At 43.9% G+C, this 19,447-nt stretch carries 20 protein-coding genes; 12 read left to right on the top strand and 8 right to left on the bottom strand.

All coding sequences use genetic code 11. The annotated features are described in order from the left end of the window. Positions 1-45: 45 nt before the first annotated feature. Positions 46-1,047: a substrate-binding domain-containing protein gene (locus J4N39_RS17080; RefSeq protein WP_252026142.1), complete on the top strand. Its 1,002-nt coding sequence runs from the start codon at positions 46-48 to the stop codon at positions 1,045-1,047. 50 nt (positions 1,048-1,097) lie between these two features. Here the strand turns inward: J4N39_RS17080 and J4N39_RS17075 are convergent, their stop codons facing one another. Next, positions 1,098-1,589: a P-loop nucleotide/nucleoside kinase family protein gene (locus J4N39_RS17075; protein ID WP_252026140.1), complete on the bottom strand. Its 492-nt coding sequence runs from the start codon at positions 1,587-1,589 to the stop codon at positions 1,098-1,100. A 19-nt stretch (positions 1,590-1,608) separates the two neighbouring features. Next, positions 1,609-2,208 carry a pentapeptide repeat-containing protein gene (locus tag J4N39_RS17070; protein WP_252026138.1) on the bottom strand — a complete coding sequence of 200 codons (600 nt, stop codon included), beginning with the start codon at positions 2,206-2,208 and terminating at the stop codon, positions 1,609-1,611. A 352-nt stretch (positions 2,209-2,560) separates the two neighbouring features. Here J4N39_RS17070 and J4N39_RS17065 point away from each other — a divergent pair, with 352 nt between their 5' ends. Beyond that, positions 2,561-2,989, top strand: coding sequence for a hypothetical protein (locus J4N39_RS17065; protein ID WP_252026136.1), 429 nt, complete (start codon positions 2,561-2,563; stop codon positions 2,987-2,989). Between the two features lie 2 nt (positions 2,990-2,991). Then, positions 2,992-3,417, top strand: coding sequence for a hypothetical protein (locus J4N39_RS17060; RefSeq protein ID WP_252026134.1), 426 nt, complete (start codon positions 2,992-2,994; stop codon positions 3,415-3,417). A 76-nt stretch (positions 3,418-3,493) separates the two neighbouring features. On the opposite strand, the gene J4N39_RS17055 is transcribed toward J4N39_RS17060, so the two are convergent. From J4N39_RS17055 to J4N39_RS17045, 3 genes are all read right to left on the bottom strand, one after another. Next, positions 3,494-5,170, bottom strand: a complete 1,677-nt coding sequence (locus J4N39_RS17055) for a methyl-accepting chemotaxis protein (RefSeq protein ID WP_252026132.1) — start codon at positions 5,168-5,170, stop codon at positions 3,494-3,496. Positions 5,171-5,197: 27 nt separating this feature from the next. Continuing rightward, complete coding sequence (locus J4N39_RS17050) at positions 5,198-6,088, bottom strand: type IV pili methyl-accepting chemotaxis transducer N-terminal domain-containing protein (RefSeq protein ID WP_252026130.1); 891 nt, start codon at positions 6,086-6,088, stop codon at positions 5,198-5,200. 252 nt (positions 6,089-6,340) lie between these two features. After that, a complete protein-coding gene (locus J4N39_RS17045; protein ID WP_252026128.1) occupies positions 6,341-7,180 on the bottom strand; it encodes an ion transporter in 840 nt (279 codons plus the stop codon). Positions 7,181-7,447: 267 nt separating this feature from the next. On the opposite strand from J4N39_RS17045, the gene J4N39_RS17040 reads away from it, so the two are divergent. Beyond that, positions 7,448-7,894, top strand: a complete 447-nt coding sequence (locus tag J4N39_RS17040; RefSeq protein ID WP_252026126.1) for a hypothetical protein — start codon at positions 7,448-7,450, stop codon at positions 7,892-7,894. Positions 7,895-8,280: 386 nt separating this feature from the next. Here the strand turns inward: J4N39_RS17040 and J4N39_RS17035 are convergent, their stop codons facing one another. Both J4N39_RS17035 and J4N39_RS17030 read right to left on the bottom strand, forming a co-directional pair. Further along, positions 8,281-9,288, bottom strand: coding sequence for a CobW family GTP-binding protein (locus tag J4N39_RS17035; protein WP_252026124.1), 1,008 nt, complete (start codon positions 9,286-9,288; stop codon positions 8,281-8,283). Between the two features lie 112 nt (positions 9,289-9,400). Then, positions 9,401-10,735 carry a dihydroorotase gene (locus J4N39_RS17030; RefSeq protein ID WP_252026122.1) on the bottom strand — a complete coding sequence of 445 codons (1,335 nt, stop codon included), beginning with the start codon at positions 10,733-10,735 and terminating at the stop codon, positions 9,401-9,403. A gap of 162 nt (positions 10,736-10,897) precedes the next feature. Here J4N39_RS17030 and J4N39_RS17025 point away from each other — a divergent pair, with 162 nt between their 5' ends. The 8 genes from J4N39_RS17025 (at position 10,898) to J4N39_RS16990 (ending at position 18,873) form a co-directional block, all read left to right on the top strand. Then, a complete protein-coding gene (locus tag J4N39_RS17025; RefSeq protein WP_252026120.1) occupies positions 10,898-11,527 on the top strand; it encodes a 3'-5' exonuclease in 630 nt (209 codons plus the stop codon). A 397-nt stretch (positions 11,528-11,924) separates the two neighbouring features. Beyond that, the gene (locus J4N39_RS17020) at positions 11,925-12,950 is read left to right on the top strand and encodes an acyltransferase family protein (protein ID WP_252026118.1); all 1,026 of its coding nucleotides are present in this window, start codon (positions 11,925-11,927) and stop codon (positions 12,948-12,950) included. Positions 12,951-13,422: 472 nt separating this feature from the next. Then, positions 13,423-13,836 (top strand): hypothetical protein, encoded by a 414-nt coding sequence (locus J4N39_RS17015; RefSeq protein ID WP_252026116.1) that lies wholly within the window; start codon positions 13,423-13,425, stop codon positions 13,834-13,836. A gap of 54 nt (positions 13,837-13,890) precedes the next feature. Further along, complete coding sequence (locus J4N39_RS17010; RefSeq protein ID WP_252026114.1) at positions 13,891-14,649, top strand: gamma-glutamyl-gamma-aminobutyrate hydrolase family protein; 759 nt, start codon at positions 13,891-13,893, stop codon at positions 14,647-14,649. A 113-nt stretch (positions 14,650-14,762) separates the two neighbouring features. Then, the gene (locus tag J4N39_RS17005; RefSeq protein ID WP_252026112.1) at positions 14,763-16,100 is read left to right on the top strand and encodes an APC family permease; all 1,338 of its coding nucleotides are present in this window, start codon (positions 14,763-14,765) and stop codon (positions 16,098-16,100) included. A 183-nt stretch (positions 16,101-16,283) separates the two neighbouring features. Beyond that, positions 16,284-16,913 (top strand): helix-turn-helix transcriptional regulator, encoded by a 630-nt coding sequence (locus J4N39_RS17000; RefSeq protein ID WP_252026110.1) that lies wholly within the window; start codon positions 16,284-16,286, stop codon positions 16,911-16,913. A 78-nt stretch (positions 16,914-16,991) separates the two neighbouring features. Next, on the top strand, positions 16,992-18,404 hold the full coding sequence (locus tag J4N39_RS16995) for an aminoacyl-histidine dipeptidase (RefSeq protein WP_252026936.1): 1,413 nt from the start codon (positions 16,992-16,994) through the stop codon (positions 18,402-18,404). Positions 18,405-18,561: 157 nt separating this feature from the next. After that, positions 18,562-18,873: a hypothetical protein gene (locus J4N39_RS16990; RefSeq protein ID WP_252026108.1), complete on the top strand. Its 312-nt coding sequence runs from the start codon at positions 18,562-18,564 to the stop codon at positions 18,871-18,873. Positions 18,874-19,121: 248 nt separating this feature from the next. Here J4N39_RS16990 and J4N39_RS16985 read toward each other — a convergent pair whose 3' ends face one another. Then, positions 19,122-19,445 carry an AzlD domain-containing protein gene (locus tag J4N39_RS16985; RefSeq protein WP_252026106.1) on the bottom strand — a complete coding sequence of 108 codons (324 nt, stop codon included), beginning with the start codon at positions 19,443-19,445 and terminating at the stop codon, positions 19,122-19,124. Between the last annotated feature and the right edge of the window lie 2 nt (positions 19,446-19,447).

Genomic DNA, 19,447 nt, shown 5'->3' with positions numbered 1-19,447 from the left:
CTAAACCCCTACTGGGGTTTAGGTCATTTCATAGAGAGGAGCTTTATGGCTACGATAAAAGATGTTGCACGTGAAGCCGGAGTATCGGTTGCCACGGTATCTCGGGTGATTAACAACTCCCCTAAAGCCAGCGCCAAATCCATCCAATCTGTCACTAAAGCCATGAAGCAACTGGGCTATCGTCCCAATGCTAATGCTCGCGCTCTCGTTAGCCAAAGTACCAATACTGTTGGTGTATTGGTCGGAGATGTGTCAGACCCATTCTTTGGCACCATGGTCAAAGCTGTAGATGACGTCGCTCACGCCCAAGGCAAACACATTCTGATCGGTAACGGTTATCACGATATCAATGATGAACGTCGAGTATTGGAGTTACTGGTAAACAGCCGCTGTGAGGCTTTGGTTTTGCATAGCAAAGCCCTCTCTGATGAAGAACTGATCGAATACGCTGAAGAAGTGAAAAGCATGGTGCTAATAAACCGCCACGTTCCTAAACTGGAAGAGCGGTGTATTTCTCTGGATAACTACCGTGGTGCCTACATCGCCACCGAGCACTTGATTAAAAATGGTCATCGCCAGATCGCTTGCATTGGCTCTTCCCATCAAATTGAAGATGCCGACGAGCGTGTTCAAGGCTACCTTGCTGCGCTCAAAGACAATGACATCAGCCTGTCAAAAAGCTATATCGAATACGGTGAACCAAATAACGATGGTGGTGAGATAGCAATGACCAACTTGCTCACTAAGTCACTACCAATTACCGCTGTTGTGGCTTACAACGATTACATGGCAGCAGGTGCTATCTCAATCATGGATGAAAATGGTATTCAGGTGCCTGAGCAAATGTCGATTGTCGGCTTCGATGATGGTTTAATTGCTCGCTACCTGCATCCAAAACTCACCACCGTTCGCTATCCAATCAAAATGATGGCAGAAAAAGCCGCTCAGTTATCACTGCAACTCGCTCGAGGTGAAGAGGTAGAACCCGAACCTAAACTCTTCTCCCCAACGCTAGTCAAACGTAACTCCGTTTGGAAAGCGAATTAGGCGATTGATACTCTATCTAGCAATAATGGCCCTCAAAAGGCCATTATTGTTTAGGGGCTCACTTTTTGTATATTCAGCCCTTCATCGACAGTTGGCGGCTCAAAAAATTGTGTCACCTGACGAAAAACCACTTCTGTATCAAACTGCGCCCTTTCTGGCTGCTCAGTTCGTCGTTTAGCTATCTGTGTTAAACACTGCTCGTCTGTGACATTGAGGTAATATAACTGGTGCTCACATCCAATTTGCTGGCAAATCGATGCAAACCACGCTCGTTGCTTGACGGTATTGGCGGGGAAGTCCATCACCACATCGACTCCTGCACCAAGGACACTCAGCACATGAGAGTGAATGAAAGGTTTAATCAAAATTGCGTGTTTAATGTAGTCGTCAAAGGTTTGGATTTGATTTGGATAATGGGCAGATAACCATGCATCTTCAGAAATCACAACACCACGACACTGAGCCCCTACTCGTTGAGCTAAGGTCGATTTACCTGCTCCCATTTTGCCACAGAAGAAATGCAGTTTTCCTAGCGTTCCCATATGCCCTCCTTGAATGGCCTCAATCCACCAATTCTATATCCAAGCTATCTAACAAGCTTAATGCATCATACCTTGTGAATTTGGCCTTCTTGATATTGTTTTCAAACACATCAATCGCATACTCTTCCGAGTCACTAAAGTCGACCCCTGATAGGTTGGTTCGCATGAACAGGCTGTGTCTAAAACTGCATTGAGTCATTACTGAACCTGTAAAGTCACCTTCTCGAAAATCGACATCGTGCAGTTTGCACTCTTGAAGCTTGAGTTCATTGAGGGTTAGACCAAAGAAGGAAGCGTCATTTAATATGCAGCGAGTAAAACTTAGTTCAAAGTCCACATGATAGACAGCCCAGTCGGCTTTGGTCCAATCAACACCAACTAACTTGCTGTCTTTAAAATGAATATCGAATAGTTTGGCGTTAGAAAAGTTAACTAAGCTGAGATTACAACGCTCAAATGAGCAATTGATAAACTTGCAGTTTTTAAAGGTCGCTTCGGAAAAGTCGCAATCGACAAACTGACACTCTTCAAACTCGATATCAGTAAACTGTGCAAACGAACACTGGCGCTTTTCAAACGCTTCATCGTAGAAACTTTCACCGTTACTCAAAATTTGCATATCCTACCACTCCTAAACACTGTATCCATAAACAGTACCTAGAGTAAGGTGATTAAGCAAGGAGAAAAAACAGCTAGTGGTAGGAGCGAAAAAGTATCCTTTCAAGGATTACGTTTAGACAATGCTCGAAAATTTGTTGCTATAAATTGAGGCTTAAGGCTGATTCTAACCAATCCATACCTTTTCCCCACGATATTGTTGCTACTGACAGAATAATGTATTGACTAATATTCCTTTAATACATAATTAAGAAACCTCGAAAAAAGTGCGATGAGGCTCGAATTAACTGATTTGATAAATGGAAATAAATCACTGAAGTTTCATATTAAAATGAATCATTAAGGAGGTTACCATGAGCATAAAAGATACCGAAATAAAATTAACAATTGCTAAACTGATTGAGATTTCTTATTCAAAAAATAATGGATTGACGTCCGCTATACTGCTTGAGGTAGGTTCAGCTAGCCTAACAGTTGATGATCAAGGGAATGCAATTTTATCAGGTAAGGTAGGGATAGTGACCTTTAATGGGAAAGACGCCATTGATGAAATCGGGGTTCAGGTTAAAAGGCTATCGGTCAAGTTTTCAAATGAGGGACAAGGCGTTACTTCTTATAAAGCGACAATGAGTTTTGTTGGTATGGGTTTATCTGTCACAGGGTCTTTCAATGTAGAGGAGCTGATTTTGAGCTGCTCGGGGCTGCTATGTATTGCAGCTAGAAAGCTCAAAAACAGGCCAAAATATATCGAAGATCAGTTATCTAAAGCAATTGGTAATTAACCATGAAATTTCTACTATTTCTTACGCTTTTGCTTTCATTTGGCTGCAGTAACAACATGACTAAACCCAGCTTATACTCGACCTATAAAAGCTATATACAACAAATAAACGAAAGTAATGCCGCATCAGTAGCACCCAAATACTACGACCCAGAATTATTAAACCAAATAGATCTCAATAACCATAGAAACTTATTTCAGGTTTTATTCTTTGTTCCAATGAAAAAAGTAGACAGCTATGCTGAGACTATCCATGACAACTACGGCTGTTTATCTGTCAATGGTTTTGAAGAGGGCGGCAATCCAATGTCCATCAATATCGAATATAACCACAACAGTCTCATTAGTGATGTTGGTGTCTTTATTTTAGAAAGTACAGAGGATTTTTTTACAAAAGGTACTTGCCCCAACGAATATGAAGTTTATTAATGGGAAATCTATCATCATATCAAAGCGGGAATGTAGCTAAAGCGCTACCGAACGTAGGCTTTAGCACATAATATATTTACACTTTAAATTGCTTTAGCTGCACTGACAGATGCTCACTGATTTCATTCAAAGACTCACAGGTATCCAGTGTATTAGAGACTTGAACGGAAGTTTGGTTGGCGAGCAAGTGCACTTGGGCAATTCTTTCATTGAGCGATTCAGTGACATTCTTTTGCTCTCCTGCTGACACTGAGATTTGAGCATTGCGGCTTGTGACCATGTGCATCGCATCGGTTATAGAGTCGAGCGCTTGCTTAGTCGTATTAGCGCCGCTTAAAGTCCCTGCACTAATTTCTTGACTCGCTCGCATCACATTGACGGCTTCTTGAGTCATGGACAGCATTTCGTCGATGATTTTTCGGATATCTGACGTACTGCTTTCAACTTTTGAAGCTAATGTTCGCACTTCATCGGCGACCACGGCAAATCCCCTACCATGTTCACCTGCTCTTGCGGCTTCTATGGCTGCATTGAGTGCTAGCAAGTTGGTTTGCTCAGACACGGATTGGATCACATCCACTACTGAGTTTACGGACGAGGATTTCTCGCTCAATGAATCAATCACTGCAACAGCATTTTGCACCTCTTCCACCAACTTGGTGACCGATGTCATCGCTTCACTCACTACGCTTTGCCCCGACTCGGTATGCTCATTCACTTTGAGTGAGGATTGTTCGGCACTGTCTGCGTTATGGGCGACTTCATTCGAACTGGAGCTAAGTTGCTCTACGGCCGCAGCGATCTGTTCGACTTCTCGCTCTTGGTTTTGCATCGCCTGCTCACCTTCTTGCATCGCATTTAATGTTTGAGAAGATGCGCTACGCAGCTGTTCGGTCGACTGCGTAATGTCTTGAATTAGATGCTGAATTCGGCTCACAAACTGGTTAAACGCCTTGGCAATTCGCGCCATTTCATCATCGCCATGCACTTCCAAACGTTGAGTTAGATCGCCCTCACCCTGACCAATGTCTTCCATCAGTTTTACCGTCTTGTTGATCGGTTTAACGATGACTTGAACCATCAAGAAGATGATCACAAAGCTTGAGATAGCGACCACAATCAACGAAGTGATGATCAGTTGCTCCTGCCATGCAACGTCTTGTGAAGATTGCTGAGCCAAGACTTGCATGTTTTCGTTACTTGACTGGCTTTGCTGGCTAAGTTGTCGCTCTTTTTCAAGCAGATTATTGAGCTCTTCGACTTGAGCAGCTTCAGATGCTACCTGAAGACTAAAAGAGTCCAACGTCTTTGAAGACTGATTAATATTAATCAGAGCTTCTCGCTTTAAACGCTCACTGATATCGCTAATTTCATCACTGACTTCTTCGAGAATCGAGATCGCTTCTTCATCTACTACATCCTCTGATAGCTCCTCGGTGGTTTCAATCAACTCTTCCAACGTGAGGCTGATTTCTTCAACTTTTTTACTCAGAAGTTTAGTCCTTTGATTTGCACTCTTAATGCCATCAACGATTGCCAGCATATTAGCGTTGATCGCTTGTACTTTTTGACTGCCTACAAATGCTCCTTCTGCAATGCTTTTAGAGCTCTCCAAATTGGTCGCTGCACCAGCAACGACTTGCTCGAAGCTAGTTGATAATTGACCAAACGAAGATTTAGCGATCACGCTAATCACAATCAAGGACACAAATAGAAAACAACCGCTGGCAATTAGCTTAGTTCGAATAAGCATACGCTTTCCTCACGCTTGTTCATTGGGTCACTTGGCCGCTTCAGCCTCGTACAGCATCACTGCCGCATTCATCTCTTTAAGCAAAGGTAAGTTCAAGTTAGCCACTTGTTTGATCTGCTCTAATGAAATAGCGGTGGTACTATGGTCTGCTCCAGCCTCTACAACAGGTTTGAAGTTTTGCCACAGTCCGTTCACGACATCTAGCTGCTCTCGAATATGGGCTTGCTCTGTTGCGGGTAATCCCAAAGTTTCATCACCATCTTTAAGCCCTGCCAAGGTTTGATCAAACAGTGAGTAGGTTTCGAGCAAGTTAAGCTTGTTATCTTCGACATCTTCACCTAGTGCTATTAAGAAGAACTCTTTGCTCATTTTTTGCGACAACATACGTTGCTTGCCCGATAAGTTGAGGGTGGCAGCTAAGCCTGGGTTAGCGCTGAGCCCATTTTTCTTGGCGTCTTTCTCATAGAGCCCTACTGCTTTGTTCATCTGCTTAAGCAGTGGTAAGTTTTGCGCCGCTATAAAATCCAATTGCTTTTTGGTCACAGAGCCAGATGCAATCACCTCTTGCACAACAGGGTAAAACTCCATCCAGATCTTCTCGATTTTATCCAGCTGTCTGAGAATACGCTTACTTTCCGTTGGCGGCAGTCCTAATGTGGCGCTACCGTTTCTTAACCCTTTTAGCGTGGTATCAAACAGATCGGATGTTGCTTTTAGGTTGGTCAGGTTAGCACTTGCATCAACATCAAGAGCAACTAAAGTGACTTCTTTGGACATCTTTTGTGTAAGCATGCGCTGCTTACCAGATAAGTTAAGCACTACACCATACTCCGCCGGAGTCGGCGCAGCGTGAGCGGTGAGACCAAAGGTCAAAATGAGCAAATGGAAAAGATAAACGGAAAGTTTTATTACTTTCATACCTAGCACCTTCGTTTAGATTAATTAGAACCTTCTGTTATTAAGATTAGGAGCTAATTATCTCTGCGAATTCATATGTGCCAAGTTTGCTAACTTAGTCACACATTTTTTGTGGTTTATTTAGGCTAGTTACAACGGAGTTTAAAAAGGAGGATCTTCGGTATCCGTCTTTGAAAGGCAAACTCATCACTTGTTGTTCAGTCCTGGGTTTGCCTTAATAGACATCAAGAAATTAGCTAGGAAGTTGCGCCATTATGATTGCTGATTTTTAAGAAGCTGCTTAATTTCCACCAACTCCTGTTGCAGCATTTGCACCTGTTGATGAGTGGCAAAGATCTGACGTGGATGTTCATCAGCTGCAGCCACAGGGTCTTGCGACTGCTTTTCTTTTTCTGCCAGCGCGTGCTCTGTCGTCATAGTCTCGATAACTACACCGATCATCATGTTTAGGAACACAAATGCCGTTAGGAAAATGAAGGTGAGGTAGAACACCCAACTGGTTGGGTAAACTTCCATGGTTTCGTACATAACATCAGTCCAGTCCTCGAATGTAGCGATTCGGAACAAGGTCAGCATCGAGATTGAAACGTCTCCCCATAGGAAGTCATTAATATGGGCAAAGATTAAGCTACCAACGACCGCATAGATGTAGAAGATGATGAACATTAACACCGCAATGTATCCCATCTTAGGGATAGCCTTGAACAGCGCATTAATCAACAATTTAAGTTGTGGCACTGCGGAGACCAAACGAAGCACTCGGAACACACGCAGCAAACGTGCAATCAACACGCCTTGGCCTGCTGTTGGCATCAGGCTGCCAATCACTATGATGGCATCAAACCAATTCCAACCACTTTTAAAGAAATCCAGCTTGTTTCGATAAGAAAAGAACTTGATGACAATTTCAACCAGAAAAAACAACAAGATAAACTGATCGAGCCAGTAGATTGCACTGCTAACGGCAGTTGGTAGTTCATAAGTGTTTGCACCAATAGAGAGTGCCGCAAGCACAATCACCAGAACGGTGAAGGCTTGAAAGTACTTGTTATTGTTAATCGCCGTTAGTTTAACGTGCAGTGTAGAGAGCATGGGGTGTTTCCTTTGTGACGAAGTCGAGTCTAATCAGTATTTTCGGGCGCAATACTATAACGACCTGATAACATTTTGCTAGCAGGTGATGTAAATAAATGTGTTCCTACAAAAATGACGACATTCCTAGTTGAATTGGGTTAATAGAAAATGCGTAAAAAAGTACCAACTTATCAGAGCCTCATCGCAATGACTCATTTATGCGGTTAGTTTCCAAGGCCGTTAACTCTAATATCCAGTTTCTTCTAAATGCAACAGGACGCTTTAATGAGCAAAAATTGGAAAGTGGTTTTTGATGAAATTGGGACAACAAACGATGCTGTCTACAATCAGAAAGTTTCGATTGTAGACGTATGTGGGAAGGTACTTGGAACCTACAAAGGCAGTTCAACGCCTAACCCATTTAAGCCAAGTGATGCTTCCATACAGGGCAAGGCAGCGTACCCATTTATAAAAAAGGGCGAATACAAATTAAGTCATGGAACCCACAAAGGTAAAGCTGCATTAGTAGTTAACGATAACCTCTTTGTTCCAACCCAGAATGAAAACCCAAATTATCCTGAGTATGGAAACAGAGCTAATTACATTCACGTACATTGGGGATATAAAACAACATGGAAAGGTTCAGCTGGTTGTCCAACCATTCATCCAGGGCAGTGGAAAGATTTTTTAGAAACAGTACCTTCAGGTACAGGCTCTTTAGTTGTACCTTAGCTTGCGTACTGTCGATGCCCGTCTATTCGTCGGAGTTAGATGTAACTACCGAGTACAATCAACTCACTGAAGAGTATAACGAGCACTATCTAAAGAGTAACTACCTAGAAGCCTTCAAAATATCCCAAAAACAACTTGAGATGGATTCCAGTGATTCAGTAGCCTTCTTAAGGTTGGCACTTTCCGTAAAAGGTTCCTGTGACAAAATACTGCCGTACTATTCTCAGTACGGTTCGATGAACAAGTATAAAGACGTAACCTTGATAGCCAGAAACGTGATCTTCAAGGAGTGTGGGATAAGCTTATAAATTCTGATTCACCAAAGCGTCACAGCATTGACCTAGAAATAGAAAACCCAGTGAGAGCTTTTCACTGGGTTGTAATGATTATAGTTCGAGACATGTCACTAAGTTAGATTCAAGTGCTGGGTCAATATCTTCAGCAATCACTTCTATGCGAGACTCAAGGCAGTCATCGAGTTCCGCTTCGGTTAGACCATCTTTGGTTAAGTTATAGCCAAACACACCGTCGCTAGTGATAAACACCGCTTTCATGCGCTCGGCCTTTAATCCAACCAAAAGCTGCACAACTTTGCGTCGGTCAAACACTTTCGTCGGTGCAAATCGCCAACCAACGCTATGGTAACCTTCACCTTTATTGGTCGCCTTCACATAACCGCACTCTGGGATCTCTTGTTCAGAGGCCATCACTTTTTCTGAATGGTGATGATGGTGGTGGTGATGCGGAGCATAACTCGCGCCTTCGCTGGCGCCGTTAAACTCTTCTAGCGGAATTACGCCTTGCTCAGCAAACAGAACCTTGGTCTCAGGGCGAGAAACCCTCGCAACATAATCACGCAACGCCTGTTCATCACCCTGTTGGTAGAGGTCCGTTTTGTTACCAATCACTGTATCTGCAATCGCAATTTGTTGGTTAAACGTATCATGTGAGGTATAGCGACTATCGGATAAGTTTCGTGCATCTACCAAAGTGATGTTTTTCTGCAAGCTCAACACACTGCGATAGTGCTCTGAAGACAACACCTCTAGCACTTCTTTAGGATGACCGAGACCCGTCGGCTCAATCAACAGTCTGTCTGGCTTTGCTTCGGTGAGGAGCTGATTTAAGGCAATTTGCATTGGAACTCCAGCGGTGCAACACATGCAGCCACCGGGTACTTCTCTAACAAACACCTGTTGTTCACCACTACTTTGCCCTTTGACTAAGCTGCCATCGACCCCTATTTCACCAAACTCATTCACTAACACCGCCCAACGCTCTCCCGCAGGCTTAGCTTTCATCAGGTTTAGAATGGCGGTGGTTTTCCCTACGCCCAAAAATCCGGTAATGATATTGGTAGGAACCGCTTCAATTTTATCTTGTTGAGAACTCACTCATTGTCTCCATACGTAAGCCGATAGCATGTTGCCATCGGCCGAATGTTATTTGTTGCTTCAGTTTCTTGGCTTAGTAAAACCCAATAGATAGCTAAGAACAATCACCAATTTAACGGTCAAACGCCAATCGCATTGCAGGTGTTACCGCCGAGTTTACTTTGCCATCAGAGTAGACTAGCTCACCATTGACCCATGTTTTCTCAATTCGAGAACTGAATTCATGACCTGTGAACGGCGACCAACCACAGTGATATAAACTGTTTTCATTGGTCACAGGGGTGGATACTTGAGGATCGATTAATACTAAATCGGCAAAATATCCCTTTCGAATATAACCGCGCTCTTGAATCCCATATCGAATGGCCGGGTTATGGGCAGTTTTTTCGACCACTTGAGGCACTGAAAGAGTGCCACGGCTGACATGGTCAAACAAACTCAGCAATGCATGCTGTACCAGAGGAAGACCTGCTGGTGCTTGTGGATAAGGCACTTGCTTTTCTTCCCATGTATGAGGGGCGTGGTCGGTTGCGATGATATCAATTTGGCCAGTTTGCAAGGCGTTAATTAATGCTAAGCGGTCACTCTCATACTTAATCGCAGGATTGCATTTAATTTGGTTGCCACGTAACGCATAGTCAGTGTTGTTGAACCATAAGTGATGCACACAGGCTTCGGCAGTGATACGTTTTTTCTCAAGTGGTCCTTTCTCAAATAGAGCCAGTTCCTTCTCGGTCGTAATGTGGAGCACATGCAAGTTGCTGTTATGTTTTTTTGCCAACTCAACAGCAAAGGAAGAGGATGCGTAACACGCTTTGTCATCACGAATGACAGGATGATCTTCAATGCTAGGCTCAGTTTTTTTACTTAATAATCGTTGCTGATTGTCCGCAATCACGGGACCACTCTCGCAGTGCGTTACGATAAGCACTGGAGATTCTTTGAAAATAGCATTTAGCGCCTCTGTATCCTCCACGAGCAAATTACCTGTTGATGCGCCCATGAATACCTTAACGCCACAGTGACTTTTTGGGTTGAGTCGTTTGATTTCCTCTAGGTTATCTTCGGTAGCGCCAAGGTAGAAGGAGTAATTTGCGATTGAACTTTGAGAAGCGATGTCATATTTGGCTTCTAATGCTTCTATCGTCGTGGTGGCCGGATTCACGTTTGGCATTTCCATATAGCTGGTAATGCCCCCGGCAACAGCCGCACGAGACTCAGTTGCAATTGAACCTTTATGGGTTAAACCCGGCTCACGAAAATGGACCTGATCATCAATCATGCCTGGGATTAAGTAGGCCCCTTCTGCGTCGATAACTTGGTCAGTTGATTTCTCTTCGATATTTGCATCAATTTCATCAATACGTTGATTGGCAATACGAACATCACCTTGAATCACTTGCCCTTCATTGACAATTCGAGCGTTCTTTATCAGCGTAGTAGACATATCTATTCCCTAGAGTTTAATGAGTTACGAAATGTTATAACATAACAAAAACACAAACTCGACCATTGATAGATTGCTCATAGATTATGTCCCACAGATCCGATAGTATTCGCCACCGATCGCAATCATTACGCCTAACCAAAGGCGAACGAGGAAAACACAGTGCTACCTAACCGAAATGCAGACTCTGTTATCGTACTTGACTTCGAGACTACGGGACTGTCCCCGAATCAGGGTGACCGTGCTATCGAAATCGGTGCGGTAAAGCTCGTTAATGGGGAAGTCGTTGATACCTTCCAGCGTCTAATGAACCCAGGGTTTCGTGTCAGTTCATTTATCGAGGGCTATACCGGGATCACCAATGCGACGCTAACGACTGCCGATTCCTGTGAAGCAGTAATGAATGAATTTGCCGACTTCATCCAGGGCAGTAACTTGGTGGCTCACAACGCTTCGTTTGACCAAAGATTTTTAGATGCAGAACTTGAACGTATTGGTCGTGGTTACGACGGGGAATTTGCTTGTTCGCTCCTTATCTCGCGTCGCATTACCCAAGAGGCTAGCTCACACAAGCTAGGTGACTTGGTTCGTTACCACAATATCCCCAACGACGGTGTTTTTCACCGAGCACTGGCTGATGCACAGGTAACGGCTTCTTTATGGTTAATTCAGATCGAGCAGTTAAAGCAGCGCTTCGCTATCCAGCATCCTGATTTTGCGTTGATGAAAAAAATCACAAAGACACCGAAAGCGTCTGTCACCAATATGCTAAGTAAACATAATCGTCTTTGAGCATTGCAGTGCTCGCAAAAATACTCGAAGCGCTCTGATAAAGATCGCTTCTATATAAGAAGAGATCATTGATCTCTTTTCAAAGCATAAAAGATAGCATCCTATGAGTACCCTTTCTTGTGTGTAGCCAAAGAACTCCTACACGATTAAGGTCTATCAACCCTTCCAGCCTCACGCACCTAAGATGATCGTCGAAGATCCAATCAACTACCCAGCCGATCTTAGGCAAATTTGACCTGAGATTTACAAAATTCGCAGGGCAAGGTGTGCAATAATCCCAACTTGTTTGACTTTGTACTTGAATCTAAAACCCCACAACTATCTTGGCTTAATTAAAGGCTTATGAAGTAAGGTTTTATTTACTCCCTTTATCAAGGTCACCGTGTCTGGAGATGTTATGACAAATTCTAATTCCGGCGCTATTCACTTCATGTGTGTAGTAGCAAGCCTCGCAATCTTAGTAGCGAACACCCAATTTTTGATGGGTATACCAAGTGCTGATGGATTCCCATGGCTTGGTTTAGTGTTGGCGGAACTGACTCGATTTGCACCGCCACTGCTTTTTACCCTCATCGGCTATGTGCTTGCTGAGCAATTGACCCATCAACCGATATCAACATTCAAACACTATGCAAAGGCTGCATTACAGCTTTGGTTAGTGTGGAGCCTTATCGGGCTTATCTTACCAATTGCCTACCCTATGGTGATCGATTCAGGCTACCTAGCAGAACGGTCGATGTTTTGGGATACCTATATATCTCAGCCACAACGAATCTTTCTAGTGGGTGGAAGCGCTAACTTATGGGTGTTTCCTGCCTTCGTATCTGGTCTAGCCGTCATCGCGTTATGCGTCAAACAGGAAATGACAAAACAACTTCCACTCATAGCTGGGGGTCTGTACCTATTTGGCTTGATAGGCGATGCCTACTCACCATTGTCGGGGCTGCACTGGGGGTTTGAGAGCCACCATGGTCCATTTATGAGTACATTGATGATGGTGATAGGCATGCACATGCGTTGTAAGCGCCAAACAATGCCGCTAGCTCGTGCGACAGCCGTCATGCTGATGGGGTTAACATTGCACATGGGAGAAGGGGTGTTACTGCATAGCTTAGGGAGTGCTTTTTACCACCCAATGTTACTAGGCACTGTCGTCTGGGTTTCAGGGGCTTTTTGTATGCTAAGCCTGATGCCGTGCATGAAAAAGCCGGCAAGAGTGTTTGAAAACTTAGCTAAGCTCTCGTTAGCGATTTATCTGGTTGGCTACTTGGCGGCAAACGTGGCTGCTAACCTAGTCTACTTTGTTGGCCTAAGTGACTTCTTGCGTGATGTATTTGTTCTCACTACGACAATTCTTCTCACGTTTGGCGCTATTTCACTGCTTTCAAACACGCCAGCTAAACAGTCACTTCGAATCCCATAAGTCACCATTATAGTTTTCACGCTTACTTTACGCCCTGAGCGGTCGATTTCGATCGGATCAGGGCGTTTTTGTTTGTATTTGCATTGAGATAATTGCTCATCGTGATGATTTACCTGCCTTCGTTTGAGAAATTTTCTCTCATATAAGAACTATTCCCATCAGTCACAGTTATCTTCAAGCCCGATAATTGCTGAAATACCCACCACCTCCAACCTCTTCTATAAAATCACCATACTAAAGGTACGATATTACACTTTTAAACAATAAGCGTGATGAATCCTTTCTCAGGATGATGAGGAATTAGTTATTATTAATTGATCGAGATCACACTTTTTACCCCCTTTTAGATTGTGTTTAATATCAAATGAGACTATTCTTATCACCAAGTTAAGAAGTTAATCATCAAACTACTTAGGTGATTTAAGTGTGTAATCAGCTGTTAGACATTCAAGAAAATCTCAAGCAGCTCGATATGGACGATGTACCTTTTGTAGCATGCGGAATCAAGGCTGGTGCTTTATGCAAAGCACTATTAAGCCAAGTTCCAGATGAAATTGATATCTTGATTACAGGGCCTAAAGCTAAGCTTGAGTCCCTTACTGAAGAAGCATTAAAGAGCATTGGTTATATGGTTGGACATTGCAGCATAAGCAATAAAAACGATATCAACCCATTTTCCGAACAATCTTCCGTATCTGATTCAATTTTGGAAATGTTACGAAGTGACATGATTACCACGGCAACGGATGCAGATAGTAAAGAACAACTAAGGTTTGACATTGAGGCACTAACTTGTTGCCACACATGTCGAGTCTCAATAGCAATAGAAAGCTTGGAGATTATCTACCAAGAAGTCGATGGCTTACCTTTCTGTCGCTTGAACTGATTTTTCAATTTGCAACTAACTTTCACTACGTTATGTAGTCAGAGGAAAATTATAATGAAACCAATCATCGGTGTTACAACTGTTACTCACAAATACGAGCGCGGTACTCTTACTAAAGTAAATACTAACTTTGCTAACGCAATCACTAAGGGTGGCGGTGTTCCTCTACACATCCCAATCCTTAAGACTCGTGAGCAAGCTCGTGACATCCTAAGCGCTGTTGACGCTCTAGTGATCTCTGGTGGTGACGAATCTGTACACCCAATGTTCTACGGCCAGCCTTACTCTAAGCACCACGTGTGCTGTTACCCAGAGCGTGACGAGTGGGAAATCCTACTAGTTCGCGAAGCAGCTGAAATGGGCGTTCCAATGATGGGTATCTGTCGTGGTATGCAACTTCTTAACGTTGCATTCGGTGGTGACCTAGTAAGCAACCTGCACAATGAAATCGACGGTGTTAACGGCCACTGGGGTGGTAACATCGACATGTCTTTCGCTGTTCACACGCTGAAGCTAGAAAAAGACTCAATCATGCAAGAAGTTTTCGGTCAAGAAAACATCATGGTTAACTCTTTCCACAACCAAGTAGTTAAAAACTTCGGTGAAGGTTTCAAACCAACTGCATGGGCTGAAGACGGTCTTGTAGAAGCGTTCGAAAACGTAAACCACAACTACACTGTTGGTGTTCAATGGCACCCAGAAGCAATGGTTGACCGCCACGAGAACATGATTAAGCTTTTCGCTCGCCTAGCGAACGAAGGTACCAAGCTTAAGAAAGCTCGCCTAGAGAAAGAATGCGCTCTAGCAGACTAATATAGTCTCCCAAAAGGGCTGCTTTTCGGCAGCCCTTTTTAAAACAAACCCTATTTTTCCCAATTATTTATTACAGGTATCGCAGGCTGGATGACAGCTTGTAAGGACTCCGCATGTCTGATAAAAACAAATTTGGACTACCTAGCATCGTATTGCTTGGTTTTAACGCAATCATCGGCTCTGGCATCTTCTTGCTTCCTAATGCGCTTTACGCAAAAGCAGACGTAATGTCGATCGCTCTAATTCTTTTCACTATGTTGATCGTATCGACGATTGCAGTGTGTTTCGCAGAAGCTGCGGGCCACTTCAACAAGAACGGCGCAGCATACGTATACGTTAAAGAAGCATACGGTCCATTCGCAGGTTTCCAAGTTGGTTTCCTTAAGTGGGTAATGGCGTGTGTTGCTTGGGCAGCAATGTCAGCAGCATTCTCTACTCTACTGGTTAACTTTGCTCCTGAAGTGTTTGATGGTTACCAAACCTACATCATTGCAGGCATGGTTATCCTACTCACTATCGTCAACATGACGGGTGTTGATGCCTCTAAATATGTAAACAACGTAGCCACTATCGGTAAGCTACTACCACTTATCGTGTTCGTTGTTGTTGGTGTTTTCTACATCAACTGGGATAACGTTCCTCTAAACCCAATGACTCAGTTTGCAGAATACTCTGCAAAAGGCTTTGAGTTTGATATGGACGTAATGGCACTAGCAGTTGTACTTTGTTTCTACGCTTTCACAGGTTTCGAAGGCCTAGCAACTGCTGCTGAAGACATGAAAGACCCTGCGAAAAACCTACCACGTGCAATCATGCTGGTAATGGCTATCGTATCGGCTTTCTACCTACTAATCATGATGGTTTGTATGGGTGTTCTTGGCGACGACCTAGCAAACACTAAGGTTCCAGTTGCTGATGCAGCAGGCGTATTCCTTGGTGAGTGGGGTTACATGTTCGTAATGATTGGTTCAATCGTGTCTATCGCTGGTATCAACGTAGCAGCATCATTCATGACACCACGTACACTAACTGCACTAGCTGAAGATAAACTACTACCAGAAACTTTTGGTAAGAAGAACGAAAAAGGCGTTCCAACTATCGCAATCCTGCTAACAGGTGCGGCAGCGCTACCAATCGCACTATCTGGTTCGTTCACTATGCTTGCTGCACTATCAGTAGTAACTCGTTTTGCTCAGTACATCCCAACATGTCTAGCGGTACTAAAACTACGTAAGATGTACCCTGAGCGTGAACTAAGCTTCAAGATCCCATTCGGTCCTGTAGTACCTTACCTAGCAGCAGCAATCTGTGTTTGGCTACTCACCTTCTCAGATGCATACAAGATTGCTATCGGTCTTGGCGCTATGGTTGCTATCACTCCTTTCTACTTCATGGCTCGTAAGAAATACGCAGCACAAGAAGCGGAAGCAGCAACCGCTGAAGCAAAATAAGCGAATAAATCGAGGCACCGCATGAGCGGTGCCTTTTTTATTTCGCCCACAATATAAGTAAGTTTATTATTCAATATCAACCACTTAATTTGTCATACAATTAGATATTGAACAATGTACTTTAACGTGTTCTAATCTGCCTCGCAGAAGCCCACAGAACCATAATAAGGGACAACTTTAGTCATGAATATCTCATTAAACTTTTCGCATTTAGTTAACTTTTTGTCGGAGATCTTAGGCCCAACCGCCGAGGTTGCGCTGCATGACTTATCCAAGCCAGAGCATTCACTCATTTATCTTAAAAACGGTCACGTTACAGGTCGCCAAATCGGGGCACCTATGACAGATCTCGCTCTCAAGATGTTTAAAGAGACTGGCGCAAAAGAAGAGCCCTACCAAGTAAACTACTCATCGGTGAAAGGCAACGGTGCTCGCCTGCGCTCTTCATCAATGTTGATTAAGAACGAGTTAGGTATTCCAACTCACATGCTGTGCATCAATATCGATGACAGTCACTACGTTGAAGCCTTAAACACGTTAAAGCATTTGTTTCCATCAGCGGAAATGGAGTCCACTCAAGAAACGTTCGTCGCCAATATCCAAGATATTGAAACTCAAGCGATTCAAGATGTACTAAAAGGTCGCTCCGTTGCCATGATGAGTATTGAAGAGAAAGCCCAAGTCATCTCTGAGCTCGACGAGATGGGCATGTTCTTGATCCGTGGCTTCCGCCGTAAAGCAGCGAGAGCCCTTGGTATCTCAGAACAGACACTCTACCGATACATGAAGCAAAACGAGTCCGAGGTACTCTGAACCTCACCCGATTAATATAACGATAGGAATAACAAGGTGTCAGAAATCCACCAACTTCAGCCTCAAGCCGTATGGCAAATGTTCGACATGATTTGCTCAATCCCTCACCCATCGCACCACGAGCAAAAACTTGCTGATGCGATCACCAAGTGGGCGAAAGAGCGCAACCTTTTCGTAGAACAGGATGAAACAGGAAATCTACTGCTGCGTAAAGCAGCGACACTAGGGATGGAAAATCGTCGTGGCGTGGTTCTTCAGGCTCACTTAGATATGGTGGCACAAAAGAATGAAGACACAGTACACGACTTCGAAAATGACCCGATTCAAGCATACGTTGACGGTGACTGGGTAACAGCGAAGGGTACAACCCTTGGCGCTGACAACGGTATCGGCATGGCAGCCTGTCTTGCAGTTCTTGCCGCAGACGGCATCGAACACGGCCCGCTTGAAGTGCTACTAACCACTAACGAAGAAGACGGCCTTGAAGGTGCATTTGGCCTTGAAGCTGGGTGGTTACAAGGTGATATCTTACTGAATACCGATTCAGAGTCTGAAGGTGAAGTTTACATGGGTTGTGCTGGCGGTATCGCAGCAACCACGGAACTTGAGCTAGCGTTTGAAGCACCAAAAGCTGAGCAAATTGCCCTTGAGATCGTGATCAACGGACTGAAAGGTGGCCACTCTGGTTGTGACATCCACCTTGGCCGTGGCAATGCGTCTAAATTGCTTGCTCGCTTTTTAGCAGAACACTTAGAGACTGAAGCACGTCTAGCAACGATCACTGGTGGCACGCTTATCAACGCGATCCCACGTGAAGCAAAAGCAACTATCGTAGTAGCGAAAGATGCGCAAACAGACGTTGAAGCGGCGCTAGCGAAGTTCCAAACGATCATCGCAGCAGAGCTTTGTGTTGCAGATGCAGGTGTTCAATCTGCGGTTAAAGCGGCTGAGATGCCAGCGCAAGTGCTCACCGCTGAATGTCATGCAAAAGCTGTTGCGCTAATCAACACTAGCTTCGATGGTGTGATGCGCATGAGCGATGATGTTGAAGGCGTAGTAGAAAGCTCACTAAACCTAGGTATGGTTTTTGTATGCGATAACAAGCTGGTACTTCAAAACCTAATCCGCTCGCTAATCGAATCAGGCCGCATCATGGTTGAAGGTAAGCTAGAGTCACTCGCTAAACTTGCTGGTGCGAACTTCACAGCAACAGGCGCATACCCAGGTTGGAAACCAAACCCAGAATCTGAGGTGATGAAGCTATTCCGTGACATGTACCAGAAGATGTACGGCAAGAGCGCTAACATTCAAGTGATCCACGCAGGTCTGGAGTGTGGTCTGTTTAAGAAGCCTTATCCAAACATGGATATGATTTCATTCGGTCCGACCATCAAGAACCCGCACTCTCCAGATGAGAAAGTTAACATCGCAACTGTTGCGTTGTTCTGGGACCAATTGGTTCAAATGCTAAAAGAGATCCCTGCAAAATAATTTGCATTTTCATTAGCAAATACCGTTGCAAAAAAGCGCTACCTGCAGGTGGCGCTTTTTTATTTCTAATAGACTTATCAACTAGATACTAGACGGCTACTCTGTAGCTGTTGTATAAACTCCCGAAATAGACGTTTGTCACAGGGGAGATAGGATTATGATGGCAATAAAAGGAGTGATCGCTTTTTGGTTGTTAATGATTGGTGTGCTAACCCTCATCTCGGGGCTCAGCTTACTCGCCGTCGTCACGCAACACTCAGATCTCGACGCTATCCAAACCTTGAGTATGGATATGTGGATATTGGTCAATACCACCAGTGATGAGCATACTCCCCTTTCCTTCCCAAGCTTTATTGAACTGGATACTAACCAAGCCATTCGTTTGATAGCGGTGGGGATCGCCGAATGTATTGTTGGAGCTTCACTCGCCAAAACGGAAAAAGATGAAGGTGGCGATATGGAAGCCTAGACTGTCCTAATTTTCAATTTTTTGAAAAAATAATTTCTGCAACATTTCTGTGCATTAAAGTGCAAATAGATTTGTAGATGAATTCGGGGGTAGACGCTAAAAAATCTTCGCCTGCGATTGACAGTAAGCCGAATAACAATCAACCCAACAAAACCAACGGCCAAAAAAAAGGCTCGGTATTCCTACCGAGCCTAGGACAATTTGCGTCCTGTTCCCAATTTTTTGCGTAGTAGCTTTTTGCGTAGTAGCTACGCCAATATGTTTTGGAAGATCAGCAGTGAACCAACGCCACTGATAACCACCCAAACTAAATCAAATCTCAAACTAATAATGGTAGCGACTATCGCAGCCAACAGTTTTGGGTTGTGCAAATGAAACGCAACCTCTGGTGCAGTGCCTAATACTTCAACAGCAATGATCGCTGGTAAAACAGTGATAGGTACAAAGCGCAATGTCTTTTTCAATCTTGGAGACATCTCAAATGAGCCCGCAAAACCTAAAATCGAAAATCGAATTGCAAATGTACTGATTGCGATACCCATGACAAAAACAAAAAATTCACTGTAATTCATGG

This window comes from Vibrio sp. SCSIO 43136, assembly GCF_023716565.1.
GTDB lineage: Bacteria > Pseudomonadota > Gammaproteobacteria > Enterobacterales > Vibrionaceae > Vibrio.
Note: the sequence above shows the minus strand (reverse complement) of the source record. Positions and strands in the feature narration are given on the sequence as shown.

Coding starts and splice junctions, on each gene's coding strand:
- J4N39_RS17080 (WP_252026142.1), top strand. CDS start 46: ATGGCTACGATAAAAGATGTTGCACGTGAAGCCGGAGTATCGGTTGCC.
- J4N39_RS17075 (WP_252026140.1), bottom strand. CDS start 1,589: ATGGGAACGCTAGGAAAACTGCATTTCTTCTGTGGCAAAATGGGAGCA.
- J4N39_RS17070 (WP_252026138.1), bottom strand. CDS start 2,208: ATGCAAATTTTGAGTAACGGTGAAAGTTTCTACGATGAAGCGTTTGAA.
- J4N39_RS17065 (WP_252026136.1), top strand. CDS start 2,561: ATGAGCATAAAAGATACCGAAATAAAATTAACAATTGCTAAACTGATT.
- J4N39_RS17060 (WP_252026134.1), top strand. CDS start 2,992: ATGAAATTTCTACTATTTCTTACGCTTTTGCTTTCATTTGGCTGCAGT.
- J4N39_RS17055 (WP_252026132.1), bottom strand. CDS start 5,170: ATGCTTATTCGAACTAAGCTAATTGCCAGCGGTTGTTTTCTATTTGTG.
- J4N39_RS17050 (WP_252026130.1), bottom strand. CDS start 6,088: ATGAAAGTAATAAAACTTTCCGTTTATCTTTTCCATTTGCTCATTTTG.
- J4N39_RS17045 (WP_252026128.1), bottom strand. CDS start 7,180: ATGCTCTCTACACTGCACGTTAAACTAACGGCGATTAACAATAACAAG.
- J4N39_RS17040 (WP_252026126.1), top strand. CDS start 7,448: ATGAGCAAAAATTGGAAAGTGGTTTTTGATGAAATTGGGACAACAAAC.
- J4N39_RS17030 (WP_252026122.1), bottom strand. CDS start 10,735: ATGTCTACTACGCTGATAAAGAACGCTCGAATTGTCAATGAAGGGCAA.
- J4N39_RS17020 (WP_252026118.1), top strand. CDS start 11,925: ATGACAAATTCTAATTCCGGCGCTATTCACTTCATGTGTGTAGTAGCA.
- J4N39_RS17015 (WP_252026116.1), top strand. CDS start 13,423: ATGGACGATGTACCTTTTGTAGCATGCGGAATCAAGGCTGGTGCTTTA.
- J4N39_RS17010 (WP_252026114.1), top strand. CDS start 13,891: ATGAAACCAATCATCGGTGTTACAACTGTTACTCACAAATACGAGCGC.
- J4N39_RS17005 (WP_252026112.1), top strand. CDS start 14,763: ATGTCTGATAAAAACAAATTTGGACTACCTAGCATCGTATTGCTTGGT.
- J4N39_RS17000 (WP_252026110.1), top strand. CDS start 16,284: ATGAATATCTCATTAAACTTTTCGCATTTAGTTAACTTTTTGTCGGAG.
- J4N39_RS16995 (WP_252026936.1), top strand. CDS start 16,992: ATGTTCGACATGATTTGCTCAATCCCTCACCCATCGCACCACGAGCAA.
- J4N39_RS16990 (WP_252026108.1), top strand. CDS start 18,562: ATGATGGCAATAAAAGGAGTGATCGCTTTTTGGTTGTTAATGATTGGT.
- J4N39_RS16985 (WP_252026106.1), bottom strand. CDS start 19,445: ATGAATTACAGTGAATTTTTTGTTTTTGTCATGGGTATCGCAATCAGT.